The sequence below is a fragment of the Citrobacter sp. Cb041 genome (genome assembly GCF_030336655.1).
GTDB lineage: Bacteria > Pseudomonadota > Gammaproteobacteria > Enterobacterales > Enterobacteriaceae > Citrobacter > Citrobacter braakii.
This window is the reverse complement of record NZ_JAOWDD010000039.1, coordinates 416,551-432,202: the sequence shown is the minus strand read 5'-3', so window position 1 is coordinate 432,202 and position 15,652 is coordinate 416,551. Positions and strand designations below refer to the sequence as shown.

Here is a 15,652-nt window from a genome sequence, read left to right as displayed (position 1 = left end):
TATGTTTTTAGTCGACTCACACTGCCATCTTGATGGCCTGGATTATCAATCTCTGCATAAGGACGTGGATGACGTGCTGGCGAAAGCAGCCGCACGCGATGTGAAATTCTGTCTTGCCGTCGCGACCACTCTGCCAGGATACCGCAGTATGCGCGAACTGGTCGGTGAACGTGACAATGTGGTGTTCTCCTGCGGCGTGCATCCGTTAAATCAGGATGAAGCCTATGATGTTGAAGACCTGCGCCGTTTTGCCGCCGAAGAGGGCGTTGTGGCGATGGGGGAAACCGGGCTGGACTATTTCTATACGCCGGAAACAAAAGTGCGCCAGCAGGAATCTTTTATCCATCATATTCAGATTGGCCGTGAGTTACAAAAGCCAGTTATCGTACATACCCGCGATGCGCGAGCCGATACGCTGTCTATTCTGCGCGAAGAAAAAGTGACGGATTGTGGTGGCGTACTACACTGTTTTACAGAGGACAGAGAAACGGCGGGCAAATTGCTGGACCTCGGATTTTATATCTCGTTTTCCGGCATCGTCACGTTCCGTAACGCAGATCAGCTCCGTGATGCCGCCCGCTATGTTCCTCTGGATCGGTTGCTGGTTGAGACGGATTCTCCCTACCTTGCGCCTGTACCGCATCGTGGAAAAGAGAACCAGCCCGCCATGACCCGTGACGTTGCGGAGTATATGGCCGTAGTGAAAGGTGTTGCCGTTGAAGAACTGGCGCAGGCAACCACTGATAACTTTGCCCGCCTGTTTCACATCGACGCTTCTCGCCTGCAATCCGTTCGTTAACTGACTTTTTTTAAAGCTCGTAATTAATAAGCAAAGCGAGTAAAGTTCACCGCCTCAAAATGGGCGGTGAATAACCGGTTTGACACATTCAGAAACGCATTTTATCGGAATGTGCGGATTTTACGGCCATCCACGACTGAATTGTGATAGCCGTCAAACAAAAACAAACTGAATTATTTTACTCTGTGTAATAAATAAAGGGTACTTAGATGCCCTGTACACGGCGAGGTTCTCCCCCCTCGCTAATGCGTGAGAACGTAGAAAAGCACAAATACTCAGGAGCACTCTCAATTATGTTTAAGAATGCATTTGCTAACCTGCAAAAGGTCGGTAAATCGCTGATGCTGCCGGTATCCGTACTCCCGATTGCAGGTATCCTGCTGGGTGTCGGTTCCGCTAACTTCAGCTGGCTGCCAGCCGTTGTATCGCACGTAATGGCAGAAGCAGGCGGTTCTGTTTTTGCAAACATGCCGCTGATTTTTGCCATCGGTGTCGCGTTAGGCTTCACCAATAACGACGGCGTATCTGCACTGGCATCCGTTGTTGCCTACGGCATTATGGTTAAGACCATGGCTGTTGTTGCGCCGCTGGTTCTGCATTTACCTGCTGAAGAGATCGCAGCTAAACACCTTGCTGATACGGGTGTTCTCGGGGGGATTATCTCCGGTGCGATTGCAGCGTATATGTTCAACCGTTTCTACCGTATCAAATTGCCTGAGTATCTTGGCTTCTTTGCGGGTAAGCGCTTCGTTCCTATCATTTCTGGTCTGGCCGCTATCTTCACCGGTGTGGTTCTGTCCTTCATTTGGCCGCCGATCGGGACTGCTATTCAGACGTTTTCCCAGTGGGCTGCATACCAGAACCCGGTCGTAGCGTTCGGTATCTATGGCTTCATTGAACGCTGCCTGGTGCCGTTTGGTCTGCACCATATCTGGAACGTTCCATTCCAGATGCAGATCGGTGAATACACCAACGCTGCGGGCCAGGTATTCCACGGCGATATCCCTCGCTATATGGCGGGTGACCCGACTGCGGGCAAACTGTCTGGTGGCTTCCTGTTCAAAATGTACGGTCTGCCGGCTGCCGCTATCGCTATCTGGCACTCTGCTAAACCAGAAAACCGCGCGAAAGTGGGCGGTATCATGATCTCCGCGGCGCTGACCTCGTTCCTGACCGGTATTACCGAACCGATCGAGTTCTCGTTCATGTTCGTGGCACCGATCCTGTACATCATCCACGCAATTCTGGCTGGTCTGGCATTCCCGATCTGTATCCTGCTGGGTATGCGAGACGGTACGTCGTTCTCCCACGGTTTGATCGACTTTATCGTTCTGTCCGGTAACAGCAGCAAACTGTGGCTGTTCCCGATTGTCGGTATCGGTTATGCGATTGTTTACTACACCATCTTCCGTGTGCTGATCAAAGCGCTGGACCTGAAAACTCCGGGTCGTGAAGATGCTACCGAAGACACCAAAGCGGGTGCGTCCGGCGAAATGGCTCCGGCCCTGGTTGCGGCATTCGGCGGTAAAGAAAACATCACTAACCTCGATGCGTGCATCACTCGTCTGCGTGTCAGCGTCGCTGACGTTGCCAAAGTGGATCAGGCTGGCCTGAAGAAACTGGGTGCGGCAGGCGTTGTAGTGGCGGGTTCCGGTGTTCAGGCTATCTTCGGTACTAAGTCCGATAACCTGAAAACAGAAATGGATGAGTACATCCGTCACAGCTAAGCAGTAAAAGGTTGGGGAGAATTAAGGCAGCCTGCGGGCTGCCTTTTTTAATGCATTAATTGGCCTGAACGCGAATCGGCGCAGTGGCGGCAAACAACCACGGACGAGCCTCTGCGTTCACGCGTGGGGATAACGTCTCTCTGACCTGCTGGTGGTAATCATCAATCCACTGTTTTTCTGCCTCACTTAGCAGATGCAGTTCAACCAGACTTAAATCAATCGGCACCAGCGTCAGCGTTGAGAAGCGACAGAAGCCAGGACGACTGTTGATAATCTCCACCTGATTCTCAATACGGATCCCATATTCTCCGGCCAGATAATAACCCGGCTCGATGGTAATGATATTGCCCGCAACCAGGGGCCAGGGGTTTACTTTTTTGGCAATGCGATGGGGCTGCTCATGGATCAGGAGCTGATGGCCTACGCCGTGTCCCGTACCGTGATCAAAATCCAGACCCAGATCCCACAGCGCCCGACGGCTAAAGGCATCCAGTTGATGACCCTGAGTGCCGCTGGGAAATTGCAGCGAGATAAGCGACAAAAAGCCTTTCAACACAGCGGTGTAATGCAGACGACGCTGCGGATCCTGTGGACCAAACGCGAGGGTGCGAGTTGTATCCGTTGTACCATTATGGTACTGGCCGCCGGAATCATTCAGATACATGGCCTGAGAGGTAATGGGCGTATTGGTTTTTTCGCTGGAATGGTAATGGCACATTGCGGCATTGCTGGCTGAGGCCGAAATCGTGTTGAAGCTTTGCTCGATAAATCCCGGCTGCTGCTGGCGAAATTCCAGTTGCCTGGCCTGCGCTTCCAGCTCAGTGACCGGATTGCCTGCCGCTTCGCGCAAGGGAACTTCATGCGTAAGCCATGCCAGAAAGTTAACCCAGGCCGCGCCATCTTGTTCATGGCATTCCCGATAACCCGCCAGTTCAACGTCATTCTTGTGCGCTTTCATCAAGGTGATGGGATCGGGTGCCCATAAGACTTCGCCACCGTGTTCTACAATGGCAAAACGCAGCGCGACCGGGGCGTAGTCTTTATCGACCAAAAAGCGTTTCCCTTTGGCTAACTGCTGGCAGCGGGCAAGAAAACTCTCTTGTGGGGCCAGCGTGAGCGTATTCAGCAGTGCAGCAGGGAGCTGCTGTGTTTTGTTGCTATCCACAAACCATTCCAGCTCGCCGCTGCGATGGAGCAGGGCGAACGAAAACGGCACTGGCACCATTGGCAGATCGGAACCGCGCACATTCAGCAGCCAGGCAATGTTATCCGGCAGCGTGATCGCCAGAACGTCTGCCTGTTGTTGCGTGAGCAGATCCACGACGCGGGTTCGTTTTTGTGTGCTGCTTTCCCCGCTGATTTCAATGGGCATTTCACGAATGATGCCGCAGGGTGCAGCCGGGCGGTCAAGCCATACCTGGTCGAAAGGATCTTGCTCAAGAGACACCAGCTCGCAATGGGTCGCCGACAGTGCTTCAAACTGGCTGTTGACCATCAGCAACGGTTCAAAACCGATACGCGCGCCCGCAGCAACGTGAGACTGCAAATAGTCGGCCAGCGGTTCGTCATGTAAATGGTGAATTTCAAAATCATCCAACGAGACTTCATTGCGCACCTGGACCTGATAGCGTCCATCGACAAACATTAATGCGCGGTCGCGCAGGACCAACGCGAGACCAGCGGAGCCGCTAAAACCGGTCAGCCAGGCCAGCTTATTGTCATGCGGTGTACAATCTTCGCTTTGGTGAGCGTCGGCGCGCGGAACAATCATGCCATCCAGCCCTTGCGCTAACAGCAGGTTGCGCAGAGCGGAAAGAGGAGTTGAGTTGTGCATAGTTACCTTCAGGCCTTAACGGAACGGCGGTTCGTTGAACGTACGTAATTTACGGGAGTGCAGTCGATCGCCTTCAGCACGCAGACGATCGATTGCCCGGATACCTATTTGCAGGTGCTCGGAAATGGCACCTTCATAAAAACGGTTGGCCTGACCAGGCAATTTGATCTCGCCGTGTAGCGGTTTATCGGAAACGCACAGCAGCGTGCCGTAAGGGACGCGGAAGCGGTAGCCCTGGGCGGCGATAGTGGCGCTTTCCATATCAATAGCCACCGCGCGACTAAGGTTAAAACGCAGCGCAGAAGCGGAATAGCGTAACTCCCAGTTGCGATCGTCGGTGGTGACGACGGTACCGGTACGCAGGCGCTGTTTCACCTCCTCGCCGGGCATGCCGCTGACTTCTTTGGTGGCGTCGTACAGTGCGCGTTGTACTTCCGCAATGCTCGGAATCGGAATATCCGGCGGTAGTACGGCATCCAGCACATGGTCGTCACGCAGATAAGCGTGGGCCAGAACATAGTCGCCAATCGCCTGACTTTCGCGCAGGCCGCCACAGTGTCCAATCATCAGCCAGACGTCAGGGCGCAGGACGGCCAGATGATCGCAAATGGTTTTAGCGTTGGACGGGCCAACGCCGATATTGACCAGCGTGATCCCCTGACCGTCGGCGGTGATTAGATGCCAGGCGGGCATCTGATGTTTCTTCCAGGCGAGATCGGAGATGGCCTCTTCCGGAGCTTCCGTTTCAGCGGTGATCCAGATCCCGCCTGCGCATGACAGCGCGATATAGGGGCTGTTCGGATCGAGGATCTGGCTGCAGCCCCAGCGCACGAACTCATCGACATAGCGGGTGTAGTTGGTGAACAGCACAAATGGCTGGAAATGTTCAACCGGCGTTCCCGTGTAGTGACGCAGTCGTGCGAGCGAAAAATCAACTCGTCGGGCGTCGAAGTGCGACAGCGGGGAGAATTCCGCCGGATGATAGGTACCATCGGCTGTTTCGTCGCCGATCTGTGACAACTCGGTAGTGGGGAAATGGCGCGTTAATCCGGCGCTCATCGAGCGGTCGAGCGTCAGCTCAGAACCGTCAATCACATAGGGATAAGGGATTTCATGCTGCGACGGTTCGACGGAGATATGCGCATCATAATCCTGATACAGCAGCGTGAGTTGTTCTTCAAGATAGGGACGAAAAAGCGACGGACGGGTGATCGTAGTGGTATAGCTACCCGCATGGGTAAAACGGCCATAAGCGCGGGTTTTCGGGGGATTGGTGGCGCTGCCATCCCAGGTGACACAAAGCGATGGGTAAACAAAAAGACCATTATGGCGGGCAATTATGTCAGGGAGCGTCCCTGTTTCAATGTACTTACCAATGGCGCTACGCAGTGCTTTAACCGACTGCTCGTACAGCGCGTCCAGTTTATCCAGTGCCTGAGTTGGGGTCAGGCTGGAGCCCTTATTGTTCATGTCTGTCTCCTTGTTCCACAGATGTACTGCTCTCCCGATAGTATGTCACAGGAATATGAAACAAAAGTCAGACGTTGAGGAAGATTGTGCGAAGGCCGAATGACCTTCGCATCAGGGCTTAACTGTGCTGCTTATCCCGCATCAGCAATGCAGTGGCGGCGGAAATAAGACACCCGGCCATCAGATAAATGGCCACGCTGTGCCAGTCTCCGCCCGAGAATGTTACCAGTGCTGCAGCAATGAAAGGGGTAAAACCACCGCCAACCACACTTGCCACCTGATAGCCAACGCCTGCGCCGCTGTAGCGATAACTTGCGCCAAACAAACCGGTAAACATAGGCTGCTGTACGCAGACCACCATATCGTGCGCAATATTGGCCAACATAATCGCGAAGAACACGATCCAGAAAATAGACTGTGCTTCCAGCGCCATAAAGAACGGGAAGGCGCTCAGCGTACCGACCAGTGCACCGGTAATGTACACGCGCCGTCGACCAAAACGGTCGGCAAGCCAGGCAAAGCAGGGGATGGTCAGACAGCTCAGTCCTCCCACTAACAAACCGATATTCAGAAACAGCTCGCGGGGTAGGCCCAGGTTCTGCGTAGAGTAATTAAGGGCAAACGCGGTGACGATATACATCGTTAGCAGTTCACATAAGCGCAAGCCGATAATTTTTAAGAATGCGCCCGGATGACGGATTAACGCCTCGACCACCGGTAACCGCTTTTTCTCTGGTTGCGCTGTCTGTTGCTGCTGTTCGAATTCGGCTGATTCATCCATTCTGTTACGCATCCACAACGCGCCCAAAACCAGTACGATGCTGAACAGGAACGGAATACGCCAGCCCCAGCTCAGGAACTGCTCGTCGGTGGTTTGCGAACTAATCAGTGAGACCAGACCGGTAGAAAGCAGCAGTCCGACGCCGTAACCGACCTGAACGCCACTACTGTAGAAGGCTTTTTTATTTTTCGGCGCGCTTTCGACCGAGAGCAACGCCGCGCCGCCCCATTCACCACCAACGGCGAATCCCTGAATGGCGCGTAGCGTCACCAGCAGCACAGGGGCCCACCAGCCAATAGTGTCAAAAGAAGGAATAATCCCTATCAGCGCAGTGGCAATCCCCATCATCCAGACGGTGAGCATCAGCATGCGTTTACGGCCAAGGCGATCGCCAAAGTGGCCGAAGATAACCCCGCCTAACGGACGGAACAAAAATCCGACGCCAAAGGTGGCAAATGCGGCAAGTGTTCCCATTGCCGGGCTAACCTGCGGGAAGAACTCGCGATTAAAGACCAGTGCGGCGGTGATGCCATAAAGCAGAAAATCATACCAGTCGACCACGGCGCCAGCGAAGCTACCAAGCGCAGCGCGTCGGGCACGATGAAGCGAAGAGACGTCCTCTTGGGGACCCGCGGAGGTGAGAGTGGAATCCATAGTTATCCTGTCTGTACTGTCTTTTAGTTATTAGTATTTGAATTGGGCTACACACATTGCAGTCGATATATTAACGACCGTTATGAGATTACCGCGACAGACGGGAAGAGAAAACGATTATCTCCCTCACCAGAGGGCTACATGAAAAATAAGATGAATGAAAAACAGAAAAGCAAAAAGCCTGCTTAGTTTCCTAAGCAGGCTTCTTAAATTTGGCTCCTCTGACTGGACTCGAACCAGTGACATACGGATTAACAGTCCGCCGTTCTACCGACTGAACTACAGAGGAATCGTTTGAACGAGGCGCATATTAGCGAGGGCGATGAGGCTTGTCAAAGGGGGAAATACATTTGTGCGTTCGTTTGCTGACAAAATCAGCAAAGCGGCGATCTTTCCGTCTTTTTATGCTTTTGCCCCATTCTGGTGCGCGCCTACCTCTTCCAGGGCAGCCAGAATGAGAGATTCAGGTGTGCAAAAAGTCCATTCTTCACCTTTGAGCCTGACTTTACGCGGTTTTAACCGTAAAACACGGCTGCTGACTAAACTGGCAAGCATCTTGCAATCCTGAATTTAATGACTGCCAGCACGGGTTCTGGTATTCCGACAGGAGGCAAAATGAACTTCAGACGACTGAAATATTTCGTGAAAATCGTCGATATTGGTAGCCTGACCCAGGCAGCGGAAGTGTTGCATATCGCGCAACCCGCGCTGAGCCAGCAGGTTGCTACGCTGGAAGGCGAACTGGATCAGCAACTGCTGATTCGCACCAAACGCGGCGTCACACCGACGGAAGCGGGGAAAGTGTTGTATGCCCATGCGCGGACGATTTTACGCCAGTGCGAGCAGGCGCAACTTGCGGTCAATAACGTAGGTCAGACCCTGGGGGGACAGGTCTCTATTGGCCTGGCGCCGGGGACGGCGGCGTCAGCCATCACTATGCCGTTATTACAGACAGTACGAGCAGAGCTGCCCGATGTGCTGGTCTATTTGCATGAAAACAGTGGGGCGGTGCTGAATGACAAGCTGCTCAGCGGGCATTTAGACATGGCGGTGCTCTACGAGCGCTCACCCGTGGCGGGTATCAGCAGTCAACCGTTGCTTAAAGAGGATTTGTACCTGGTCGGGACGCGTGATTGCCCAGGACAAAGCGTCGATTTAGCCGCGGTGGCGCAGATGAATCTGTTTTTGCCACGGGATTACAGCGCAGTTCGCCTGCGTGTAGATGAAGCTTTTTCGCTTCGTCGCCTGACGGCCAAAGTGATTGGCGAAATTGAATCTATCGCCACCTTAACGGCTGCCATCGCCAGTGGGATGGGCGTCACAGTGTTGCCTGAGTCGGCGGCCCGTTCATTATGTAATGCCGCGAACGGCTGGATGGCGCGGATAACAACCCCGTCGATGAATCTGCCATTATCGCTGAACGTCTCAGCCAGAGGGAGCTTATCGCCGCAGGCACAGGCCGTGAAGGAGATCCTGTTGTCGCTGGTAAGCCGTCCGGCACTGGAAAACCGCGAGCTACAGCTGGTCAGCTAAACCTTATTCCCTTCAGGAATAAGATGCGGGTTTTTATTATTTGTTATGCCGGGCATCAGACTTTAACAATAGCGTAATGTCTGATGTGCCCGGAGCAAAAAGTGAATTTCCAGCAACTTAAAATAATCCGCGAGGCGGCCCGTCAGGATTACAACCTGACGGAAGTCGCGAATATACTGTACACCTCGCAGTCAGGAGTCAGCCGACATATTCGTGAACTTGAAGATGAACTTGGCATTGAGATTTTTATCCGTCGCGGTAAACGCCTGCTGGGCATGACCGAACCGGGCAAAGCCTTGCTGGTTATTGCCGAGCGTATTCTGAATGAGGCCAGCAACGTTCGCAGACTGGCGGATCTGTTTACCAATGACACGTCCGGTGTACTGACGATTGCCACCACGCATACACAGGCACGCTATAGCCTGCCCGCGGTGATTAAAGCCTTTCGTGAGCTCTTCCCTGAGGTGCGTCTGGAACTGATCCAGGGTACTCCGCAGGAGATTGACGTACTGTTGCAAAACGGTGGGGCAGACATTGGGATTGCCAGCGAGCGACTTAGCAGCGATCCGCTGTTGGTAGCTTTTCCCTGGTTCCGTTGGCACCACAGCCTGCTTGTTCCTCACGATCATCCCTTGGTGAAAACGTCTCCTCTCACACTGGAATCTATCGCCCACTGGCCATTAATTACGTATCGTCAGGGGATTACGGGGCGTTCCCGTATCGATGAGGCATTTGCCCGTAAAGGGTTAGTGCCGGATATTATCCTCAGCGCCCAGGACTCGGATGTGATTAAAACTTATGTGTCGCTGGGGCTGGGAATCGGGCTGGTGGCAGAACAATCCAGTGGAGAGCAGGAGGAGGGGAGCTTAACCCGTCTGGATACCCGGTACTTATTTGATGCAAATACCGTCTGGCTGGGCCTGAAACGCGGGCAACTGCAGCGCAACTACGTTTGGCGATTCATTGAGCTATGCAACGCAGGGTTATCCGTCGATGAAATCAAGCGCCAGGCGATGGAGCCAGATGAAGCCGTGATTGATTATCAGATATAATGCAAAAAGCCTGCTTAGTTTCCTAAGCAGGCTTTTTGTGCACAGAAAACCCCCAGCTAGGCTGGGGGTTCCGGAAAGCTTTCAGCTTTGGGCCAGTTATTAAAACTGGACTGCCCCCACAACTATAGAGCAGGATCGTCTACCGGGGTGGGGGCAGTCCACAACGGCTCGGAAGTGTCTAGATTATCCGTGGCGATTCAGTTTTCCCACTGTTGTTTCGACCAACAATGACTGTCGTCTGTTCCTCTAATACAAGCTCCACGTCAGCTAAAAGTCGGAAATTCTTTATTTGAACTTGATGAATGCGCATACGTCCCTCAATCTGTGTATAGGATATCGACAAAGCTGATGTTATTACATTGCATGTGAACTTTATTCTTCTAATAGCTTATTTGTTCACAATGCCTCAGGTCCTATATTATTACCTGAGGCATTGAAACTTTACTCTGTCAGTGATACATCACGCACATCATCCAGTTGAACCTGACATTCCTTCCATCGACGCACAAGCGTAGCCACACAGGGATTGCCCGCTAGTTGATTCATTCTGACCCAATCAACATCAACTAGTCCGGCAAGAAGTTCGGAATTAAGTTCACCCATGCAATGCATGCCATTGGCGAATACTGGGTTGACGTTGAATAATAGGTTGAGGGGAGGAAAGACTGCCAACAATGACGTAATTTTGCTCTGGATCATGCCAGAGTCGTGTAATACCTGGTACGTTCTTGAGCCAGTTGCGAGGATCGCCTAAAGGTAAATCGAAGACACGAGATAATAATTTATTCCATGATGCTATTAATGATGTACTGGCTCTTTTTACTGATTTTTTAGCGACTTCCACCATAAGCACATTTTTCTTTTCAGGCCATTGGGAAAAAAAATAATTTTTTAAAACATCATAAGTGACATTGAATTCATTGTTGGAATAATATTTTCTTAAAGCACATTTCCATAGGTCACACAACAACTCGAGTTCACGAAGTAACGTATTTTTATTTGTATCGGATAATTCACCTTCTTCAGTAAGTTGGTCTATATGAAACATTATTTCAGCCATTTCAGGTAATAACCATTTATTAAGAGGGAGTTGTTGCTGTTGAGAATCCAGAATAGTCATTAAATCGTTTAATTTCTCCGGAAGCATATGAGGTGCTCCATATTGTGGATCCTGAAGGAGGATAGTCACTTCTTCCGTTTTGTGAATTATCACCGTCAACCGATTAATAAATCGGGTCAACTTCTCTGCTTCATTCCAAATCCCTTGTGTAATACTGACAAAAACCGGCAATGTGTTTCGTTGTTCTGGGTTTTTTTGCTTGGGATAACGTATGTTCGATAACGGCATTATAGGAACGCAGTAAAGGGGAATTCACATATCACCTCATCTATCTCGACTTTTCGACGACTAATATTTCAACAATTTATGTTACGCCGCTCGGATGACATTGCAATAGTTGTGGTTAATTTTTCTTTATAAATCAATGAGCATGATATATTTTGTAAAGTTATGATTAGTCTTGATGTCATATTGTTACTTTAGGTCATATGTTCTCTGTAAACGCGTGTTCGTCCTTTTTCTCTTGCCTAATTGCCGGGTGTCACATCTGAACTAATTTGGCCTTTGCACTATCGCTGATACTTCTCCGGAGAAGGTCCGTGCCGGAAGCTGCGCCGCATTTCGTTTATCTGATCCGCCATAATCCTTTGAACCGCAAACATAGTTTTCTATTATCGGTCTTCTTACCACGAACTAAGCTCCCACCTGCATAAAATGCTTCATGACCTGAAAGAAGCGCCTGATGTATCAGGGATGGTTGCCGTTTTACCGATAATGCAGCCTATGAAAACTGCCGGATCTGTCTTAGGACGGATTAAGGCCTCCTTCACGCTTAGCCACGCTAAGGAAATAACAATGAATCTGACTAAAAATTGCGCACCATCCACCATTGATGTTATATTAAAATATAATATTCGGAGGTGTTCTATGTATACCACTCGCCTGAAAAAGGTCGGCGGATCCATCATGCTGGCGGTTCCTCCCGCCGTGCTGAAAACGCTGGCGCTGTCGACAGACAGCGAAGTGGGTATGACCATTGATAATGGCTGCCTGATTATTGAACCCCAGAAACGGCCCCGTTATTCGCTTGAGGAACTACTGGCGCAGTGCGATCCGCACGCCGAAATGAGTGAAGAGGAGCGGGAATGGATTGATGCGCCTGCGGTGGGCAAGGAGATCCTGTAAATGGACAGAGGAGAAATCTGGCTCGTCTCACTGGATCCTACAGCCGGACATGAACAAAGCGGAAAACGTCCGGTGCTTATCGTTTCTCCTGCATCATTTAATAAGTTCACCCGGCTACCCGTTGTCGTTCCCGTCACCAGCGGCGGAAACTTTGCCCGCGCAGCCGGTTTTACCGTCTCCCTGGACGGTGTGGGAACAAAAACAACGGGCGTTATTCGCTGCGACCAACCCAGAACGATTGATATGGGGGCCCGGAACGGTAAGTGTCTGGAACGTATACCCGAAGCTGTCGTAAATGAAGTGCTGGCCCGACTGGAAGCCATTCTAAACTGAGGCTTTCGGTGTGATTAACAAACGTAGAAAAGCAAAAATCCTGCTTAGTTTCCTAAGCAGGCTTCTTAAATATGGCTCCTCTGACTGGACTCGAACCAGTGACATACGGATTAACAGTCCGCCGTTCTACCGACTGAACTACAGAGGAATCGTGTGAACGAGGCGAATATTAGCGATGCCACTCAGCGTTGTCAAAGCCTGAATAGCTAAATGCGATCGTTTGCTGAAATATTCCCCATTTCGCCGCTTATTCAGACGCAACCGGTTGTTTTATGCACTTTTCACGCTCGGGACGAGGGTATTTCCATAACCAGCGGCCTGTGACCATACGCCAGTAAAATAACGCGGCGCGCACGGCCCAGTCGAAGAACATCCCTAACCAAACGCCGACTACACCCCATCCTAATACGATTCCCAACGTGTAACCCGCCACAACACGACAGCCCCACATGCCCAACATCGATACCCACATCGCAAAACGCACATCACGCGCGCCCTTAAACCCTGATGGTAGCACCCAGGATGCTGCCCATATCGGCATAAACGCTGCGTTGAGCCAAATTAGGATGACTATGACCTCTTTTACATCCTGATCGTGGGTATAAAATGAGGCCATAACGCCGGCAAAGGGGGCGGTTAGCCAGGCGATGGCGGTTAAGCCGATTGTTGAGAGCCAGAATATATGGCGTAACTGGATTTCCGCTTGGGCTATCTGACCATTTCCCAGACGCCTGCCGGTAATGATTGTCGACGCGGAGCCTAAAGCATTCCCCGGCAGGTTGATGAGTGCGGCGATGGAAAATGCAATGAAGTTTCCGGCAATTACGCTGGTTCCCATGCCGGAGACAAACATCTGCGTTAACAGTTTACCGCCATTAAATAGCACTGACTCAATACTTGCCGGAATACCGATCCCCATAACTTCCCAGATAATGGCGAGATTGAGCGGCTTAAAATAGCTTTTGAAGGGAATACGCAGCGCCGGATTAAAACCAATCATCAGCACCCAGATAATGGCGAACGCACCGATGTAGCGTGAAATGGTCAGCCCGAGTCCTGCCCCCACAAATCCCAGCCCTTGCCAGGAAAAGACCCCGTAGATCAGGATGCTGCTGATGATGATATTTAGGATATTCATACCGCCATTAATCAACAGCGGAATTTTGGTATTTCCGGCTCCGCGGAGTGCGCCGCTACCGATCAAAGCAATGGCTGCCGCCGGGTAGCTGAGCACCGTAAGTTCCAGATAGGTGAGTGCCAAAGCCTTAACATCGGGGGTGGCTTCACCGGCGACAACGTCAATAATCTGTTCACCAAAATAGTGAATGACCGCTGCCAGCACGGTAGCAAAAATCGTCATGATCACCAGCGATTGTCTGGCTGCTGCCCTTGCCCGTCGACGATCTCGTTTTCCCAGGCTAAATGCTACCACCACCGTGGTTCCCAGATCGATGGCGGCAAAAAACGCCATGATGACCATGTTGAAACTATCGGCGAGACCAACGCCAGCCATTGCTTCTTTTCCCAACCAGCTAACAAGGAAGGTACTCAGTACGCCCATCAACAGCACACAGGTGTTTTCCAGAAAAATGGGGACCGCAAGCGGAGTGATTTCGCGCCAAAAGAGAACCTTATAACTCTTGCGTTTGGCATACCAGGGCGTGCGGGAAGCGACCTGGCGTAAGGCAGCGGAGACGTTCAAAGTGGACCTTAAAGAAGAAAGTTGAAACCTCATTTCAAATGATGAGGGAGAATCCAAAAAGCTGCAAAGTTTTTTCCATTTAAAATGTCTGGAAATGCAACAAACTGTCGAGAGAAGCATCAATTGAAACTTATTCGGGGAAATGGGGTTTGACAAAATTTTTTTCGCCGCTAAGATAAGCCTCCACAACGATTCCTCTGTAGTTCAGTCGGTAGAACGGCGGACTGTTAATCCGTATGTCACTGGTTCGAGTCCAGTCAGAGGAGCCATATTTAAGAAGTCCGCTTAAGGAAACTTAAGCGGGCTTTTTGTTTTCAATGCGTTAGGCGACATCAGGCTTGCCAATGGCTTTCCCATCCAGCTTGCCTCAAGTTTTGCAGGGTTTTACCCGAACGAGAGGGGCAAGCAGCATAATCACGCCCATCATGGCGGCCATCCCTATATATACGACAGGAAATCCCGTCAGTTCAGCGACCAGACCAACAGGAGCAGGTGCCAGCAACGTGCCCAGATAACCAATGGTGGTAACGACACCCATTCCTGCATTGGTTGAGATATCAGGCTGGTTTCCGGCCGCGGAAAAAGCAATCGGTACCAGATTGGCGATACCGATACCAGCAATAGCGAAACCAACGGTAGCCTGCCAAGGGGTATTTGCCGCTGCCGCTGCCAGCAGTCCGATTCCAGCCACCAGACTGGATGTGCGCATTACACGAATGGCATCGAAACGATTGCGAATGAAATCCCCCAAAAAGCGAAAAATCGCCATGGTTCCCGCGAAGCAGGCAAAAGCAAGACTTGCCGTTTCCGTAGTTGCATTAAGGTTTTTCAGTAAATAACGTGACGACCAGTCAACGACCGCACATTCCGGGATCATGGCCAGCAGGGCAATAACACCGATAACGTAGATGGTGCTCGAATGATGAGGCTGTTTTTCTTTAATTGAACGTTTAATTCTTATCGATTTATCTTTGATGACATGTGGACATACCGACAATGTTATCGCTAAGGAAAACGTGCCAATCAAAAAAAGGTGCGTGAGAAAACCGAACTGCTTAACCAGATACCCCCCAATCAGGCCTGAAGTGAAAAGCCCTATGCTCCAAAAACAGTGACATGAAGATAACACTGTACGTGATAAGGCTTTCTCGACGGCAACTGCATTCGAATTCATCGCAACGTTCATTGCCCCGATCATGGCACCAAGAAAAAAGAGTATCGGTGTTAACAGGTAGATATCAGGTGCGAGTCCCACAGGAATAAGAGCAGGCGAGGCTGCGATGGAAAAAATACGCACGATGCGTTGTGAGCCATATTTTTCCATCGCCATGCCGGACAGCGGCATCATAAATAATGCACCCAGACCGAAAATAAGTATCAAATGGCCTATTACTTTATCAGTAATGTGAAAACGTGAAACCAGTTGGGCAATTTGCACAGCCCAGGCACCGGTAACTAATCCATTAACAAAAAATAATGTTGTAACAGCCCAGCGTCCTTTTTGCGCGATTTCCATTGATGG

At 51.0% G+C, this 15,652-nt stretch carries 14 protein-coding genes and 3 tRNA genes; 7 read left to right on the top strand and 10 right to left on the bottom strand.

Translation table 11 applies throughout. From position 1 onward, the window contains the following. The first annotated feature begins 1 nt into the window (after position 1). The gene (locus OGV52_RS15095; RefSeq protein WP_016156196.1) at positions 2-799 is read left to right on the top strand and encodes a metal-dependent hydrolase; all 798 of its coding nucleotides are present in this window, start codon (positions 2-4) and stop codon (positions 797-799) included. Between the two features lie 293 nt (positions 800-1,092). Next, positions 1,093-2,526, top strand: coding sequence for a PTS glucose transporter subunit IIBC (ptsG, locus tag OGV52_RS15090; RefSeq protein ID WP_016152655.1), 1,434 nt, complete (start codon positions 1,093-1,095; stop codon positions 2,524-2,526). A gap of 55 nt (positions 2,527-2,581) precedes the next feature. On the opposite strand, the gene OGV52_RS15085 is transcribed toward ptsG, so the two are convergent. From OGV52_RS15085 to OGV52_RS15065, 5 genes are all read right to left on the bottom strand, one after another. Beyond that, complete coding sequence (locus OGV52_RS15085) at positions 2,582-4,360, bottom strand: aminopeptidase P family protein (RefSeq protein ID WP_019076481.1); 1,779 nt, start codon at positions 4,358-4,360, stop codon at positions 2,582-2,584. Positions 4,361-4,375: 15 nt separating this feature from the next. Further along, positions 4,376-5,830 carry an AMP nucleosidase gene (locus tag OGV52_RS15080; RefSeq protein WP_016152657.1) on the bottom strand — a complete coding sequence of 485 codons (1,455 nt, stop codon included), beginning with the start codon at positions 5,828-5,830 and terminating at the stop codon, positions 4,376-4,378. Positions 5,831-5,948: 118 nt separating this feature from the next. Further along, positions 5,949-7,265 carry a shikimate transporter gene (gene shiA / locus OGV52_RS15075; protein ID WP_049282335.1) on the bottom strand — a complete coding sequence of 439 codons (1,317 nt, stop codon included), beginning with the start codon at positions 7,263-7,265 and terminating at the stop codon, positions 5,949-5,951. A 213-nt stretch (positions 7,266-7,478) separates the two neighbouring features. Beyond that, positions 7,479-7,554, bottom strand: a tRNA-Asn gene (locus tag OGV52_RS15070). A gap of 113 nt (positions 7,555-7,667) precedes the next feature. Then, entirely contained in the window at positions 7,668-7,820 is a 153-nt protein-coding gene (locus OGV52_RS15065; protein ID WP_165500185.1) for a hypothetical protein, read from the bottom strand. A gap of 60 nt (positions 7,821-7,880) precedes the next feature. Between OGV52_RS15065 and nac the strand changes: the two genes are divergently transcribed. Together nac and cbl are read left to right on the top strand one after the other, a co-directional pair. Continuing rightward, positions 7,881-8,798 carry a nitrogen assimilation transcriptional regulator NAC gene (nac, locus tag OGV52_RS15060; protein ID WP_016156200.1) on the top strand — a complete coding sequence of 306 codons (918 nt, stop codon included), beginning with the start codon at positions 7,881-7,883 and terminating at the stop codon, positions 8,796-8,798. A gap of 101 nt (positions 8,799-8,899) precedes the next feature. Then, entirely contained in the window at positions 8,900-9,850 is a 951-nt protein-coding gene (cbl, locus tag OGV52_RS15055; RefSeq protein WP_287108720.1) for an HTH-type transcriptional regulator Cbl, read from the top strand. A gap of 178 nt (positions 9,851-10,028) precedes the next feature. Here the strand turns inward: cbl and OGV52_RS15050 are convergent, their stop codons facing one another. Both OGV52_RS15050 and OGV52_RS15045 read right to left on the bottom strand, forming a co-directional pair. Continuing rightward, a complete protein-coding gene (locus tag OGV52_RS15050) occupies positions 10,029-10,160 on the bottom strand; it encodes an AAA family ATPase (RefSeq protein WP_223870083.1) in 132 nt (43 codons plus the stop codon). A gap of 285 nt (positions 10,161-10,445) precedes the next feature. Next, positions 10,446-11,198: a hypothetical protein gene (locus OGV52_RS15045; RefSeq protein WP_287108719.1), complete on the bottom strand. Its 753-nt coding sequence runs from the start codon at positions 11,196-11,198 to the stop codon at positions 10,446-10,448. Between the two features lie 639 nt (positions 11,199-11,837). On the opposite strand from OGV52_RS15045, the gene OGV52_RS15040 reads away from it, so the two are divergent. After that, positions 11,838-12,095: an AbrB/MazE/SpoVT family DNA-binding domain-containing protein gene (locus tag OGV52_RS15040; RefSeq protein ID WP_049282110.1), complete on the top strand. Its 258-nt coding sequence runs from the start codon at positions 11,838-11,840 to the stop codon at positions 12,093-12,095. Next, positions 12,096-12,428: a type II toxin-antitoxin system PemK/MazF family toxin gene (locus tag OGV52_RS15035; RefSeq protein WP_049282111.1), complete on the top strand. Its 333-nt coding sequence runs from the start codon at positions 12,096-12,098 to the stop codon at positions 12,426-12,428. A 72-nt stretch (positions 12,429-12,500) separates the two neighbouring features. On the opposite strand, the gene OGV52_RS15030 is transcribed toward OGV52_RS15035, so the two are convergent. Both OGV52_RS15030 and OGV52_RS15025 read right to left on the bottom strand, forming a co-directional pair. Then, a tRNA-Asn gene (locus OGV52_RS15030) sits at positions 12,501-12,576 on the bottom strand. A gap of 99 nt (positions 12,577-12,675) precedes the next feature. Further along, positions 12,676-14,163, bottom strand: coding sequence for an EmmdR/YeeO family multidrug/toxin efflux MATE transporter (locus OGV52_RS15025; RefSeq protein WP_049040618.1), 1,488 nt, complete (start codon positions 14,161-14,163; stop codon positions 12,676-12,678). Positions 14,164-14,323: 160 nt separating this feature from the next. Here OGV52_RS15025 and OGV52_RS15020 point away from each other — a divergent pair. Continuing rightward, a tRNA-Asn gene (locus OGV52_RS15020) sits at positions 14,324-14,399 on the top strand. 98 nt (positions 14,400-14,497) lie between these two features. Here the strand turns inward: OGV52_RS15020 and OGV52_RS15015 are convergent. After that, positions 14,498-15,646 carry an MFS transporter gene (locus tag OGV52_RS15015; protein WP_287108718.1) on the bottom strand — a complete coding sequence of 383 codons (1,149 nt, stop codon included), beginning with the start codon at positions 15,644-15,646 and terminating at the stop codon, positions 14,498-14,500. Between the last annotated feature and the right edge of the window lie 6 nt (positions 15,647-15,652).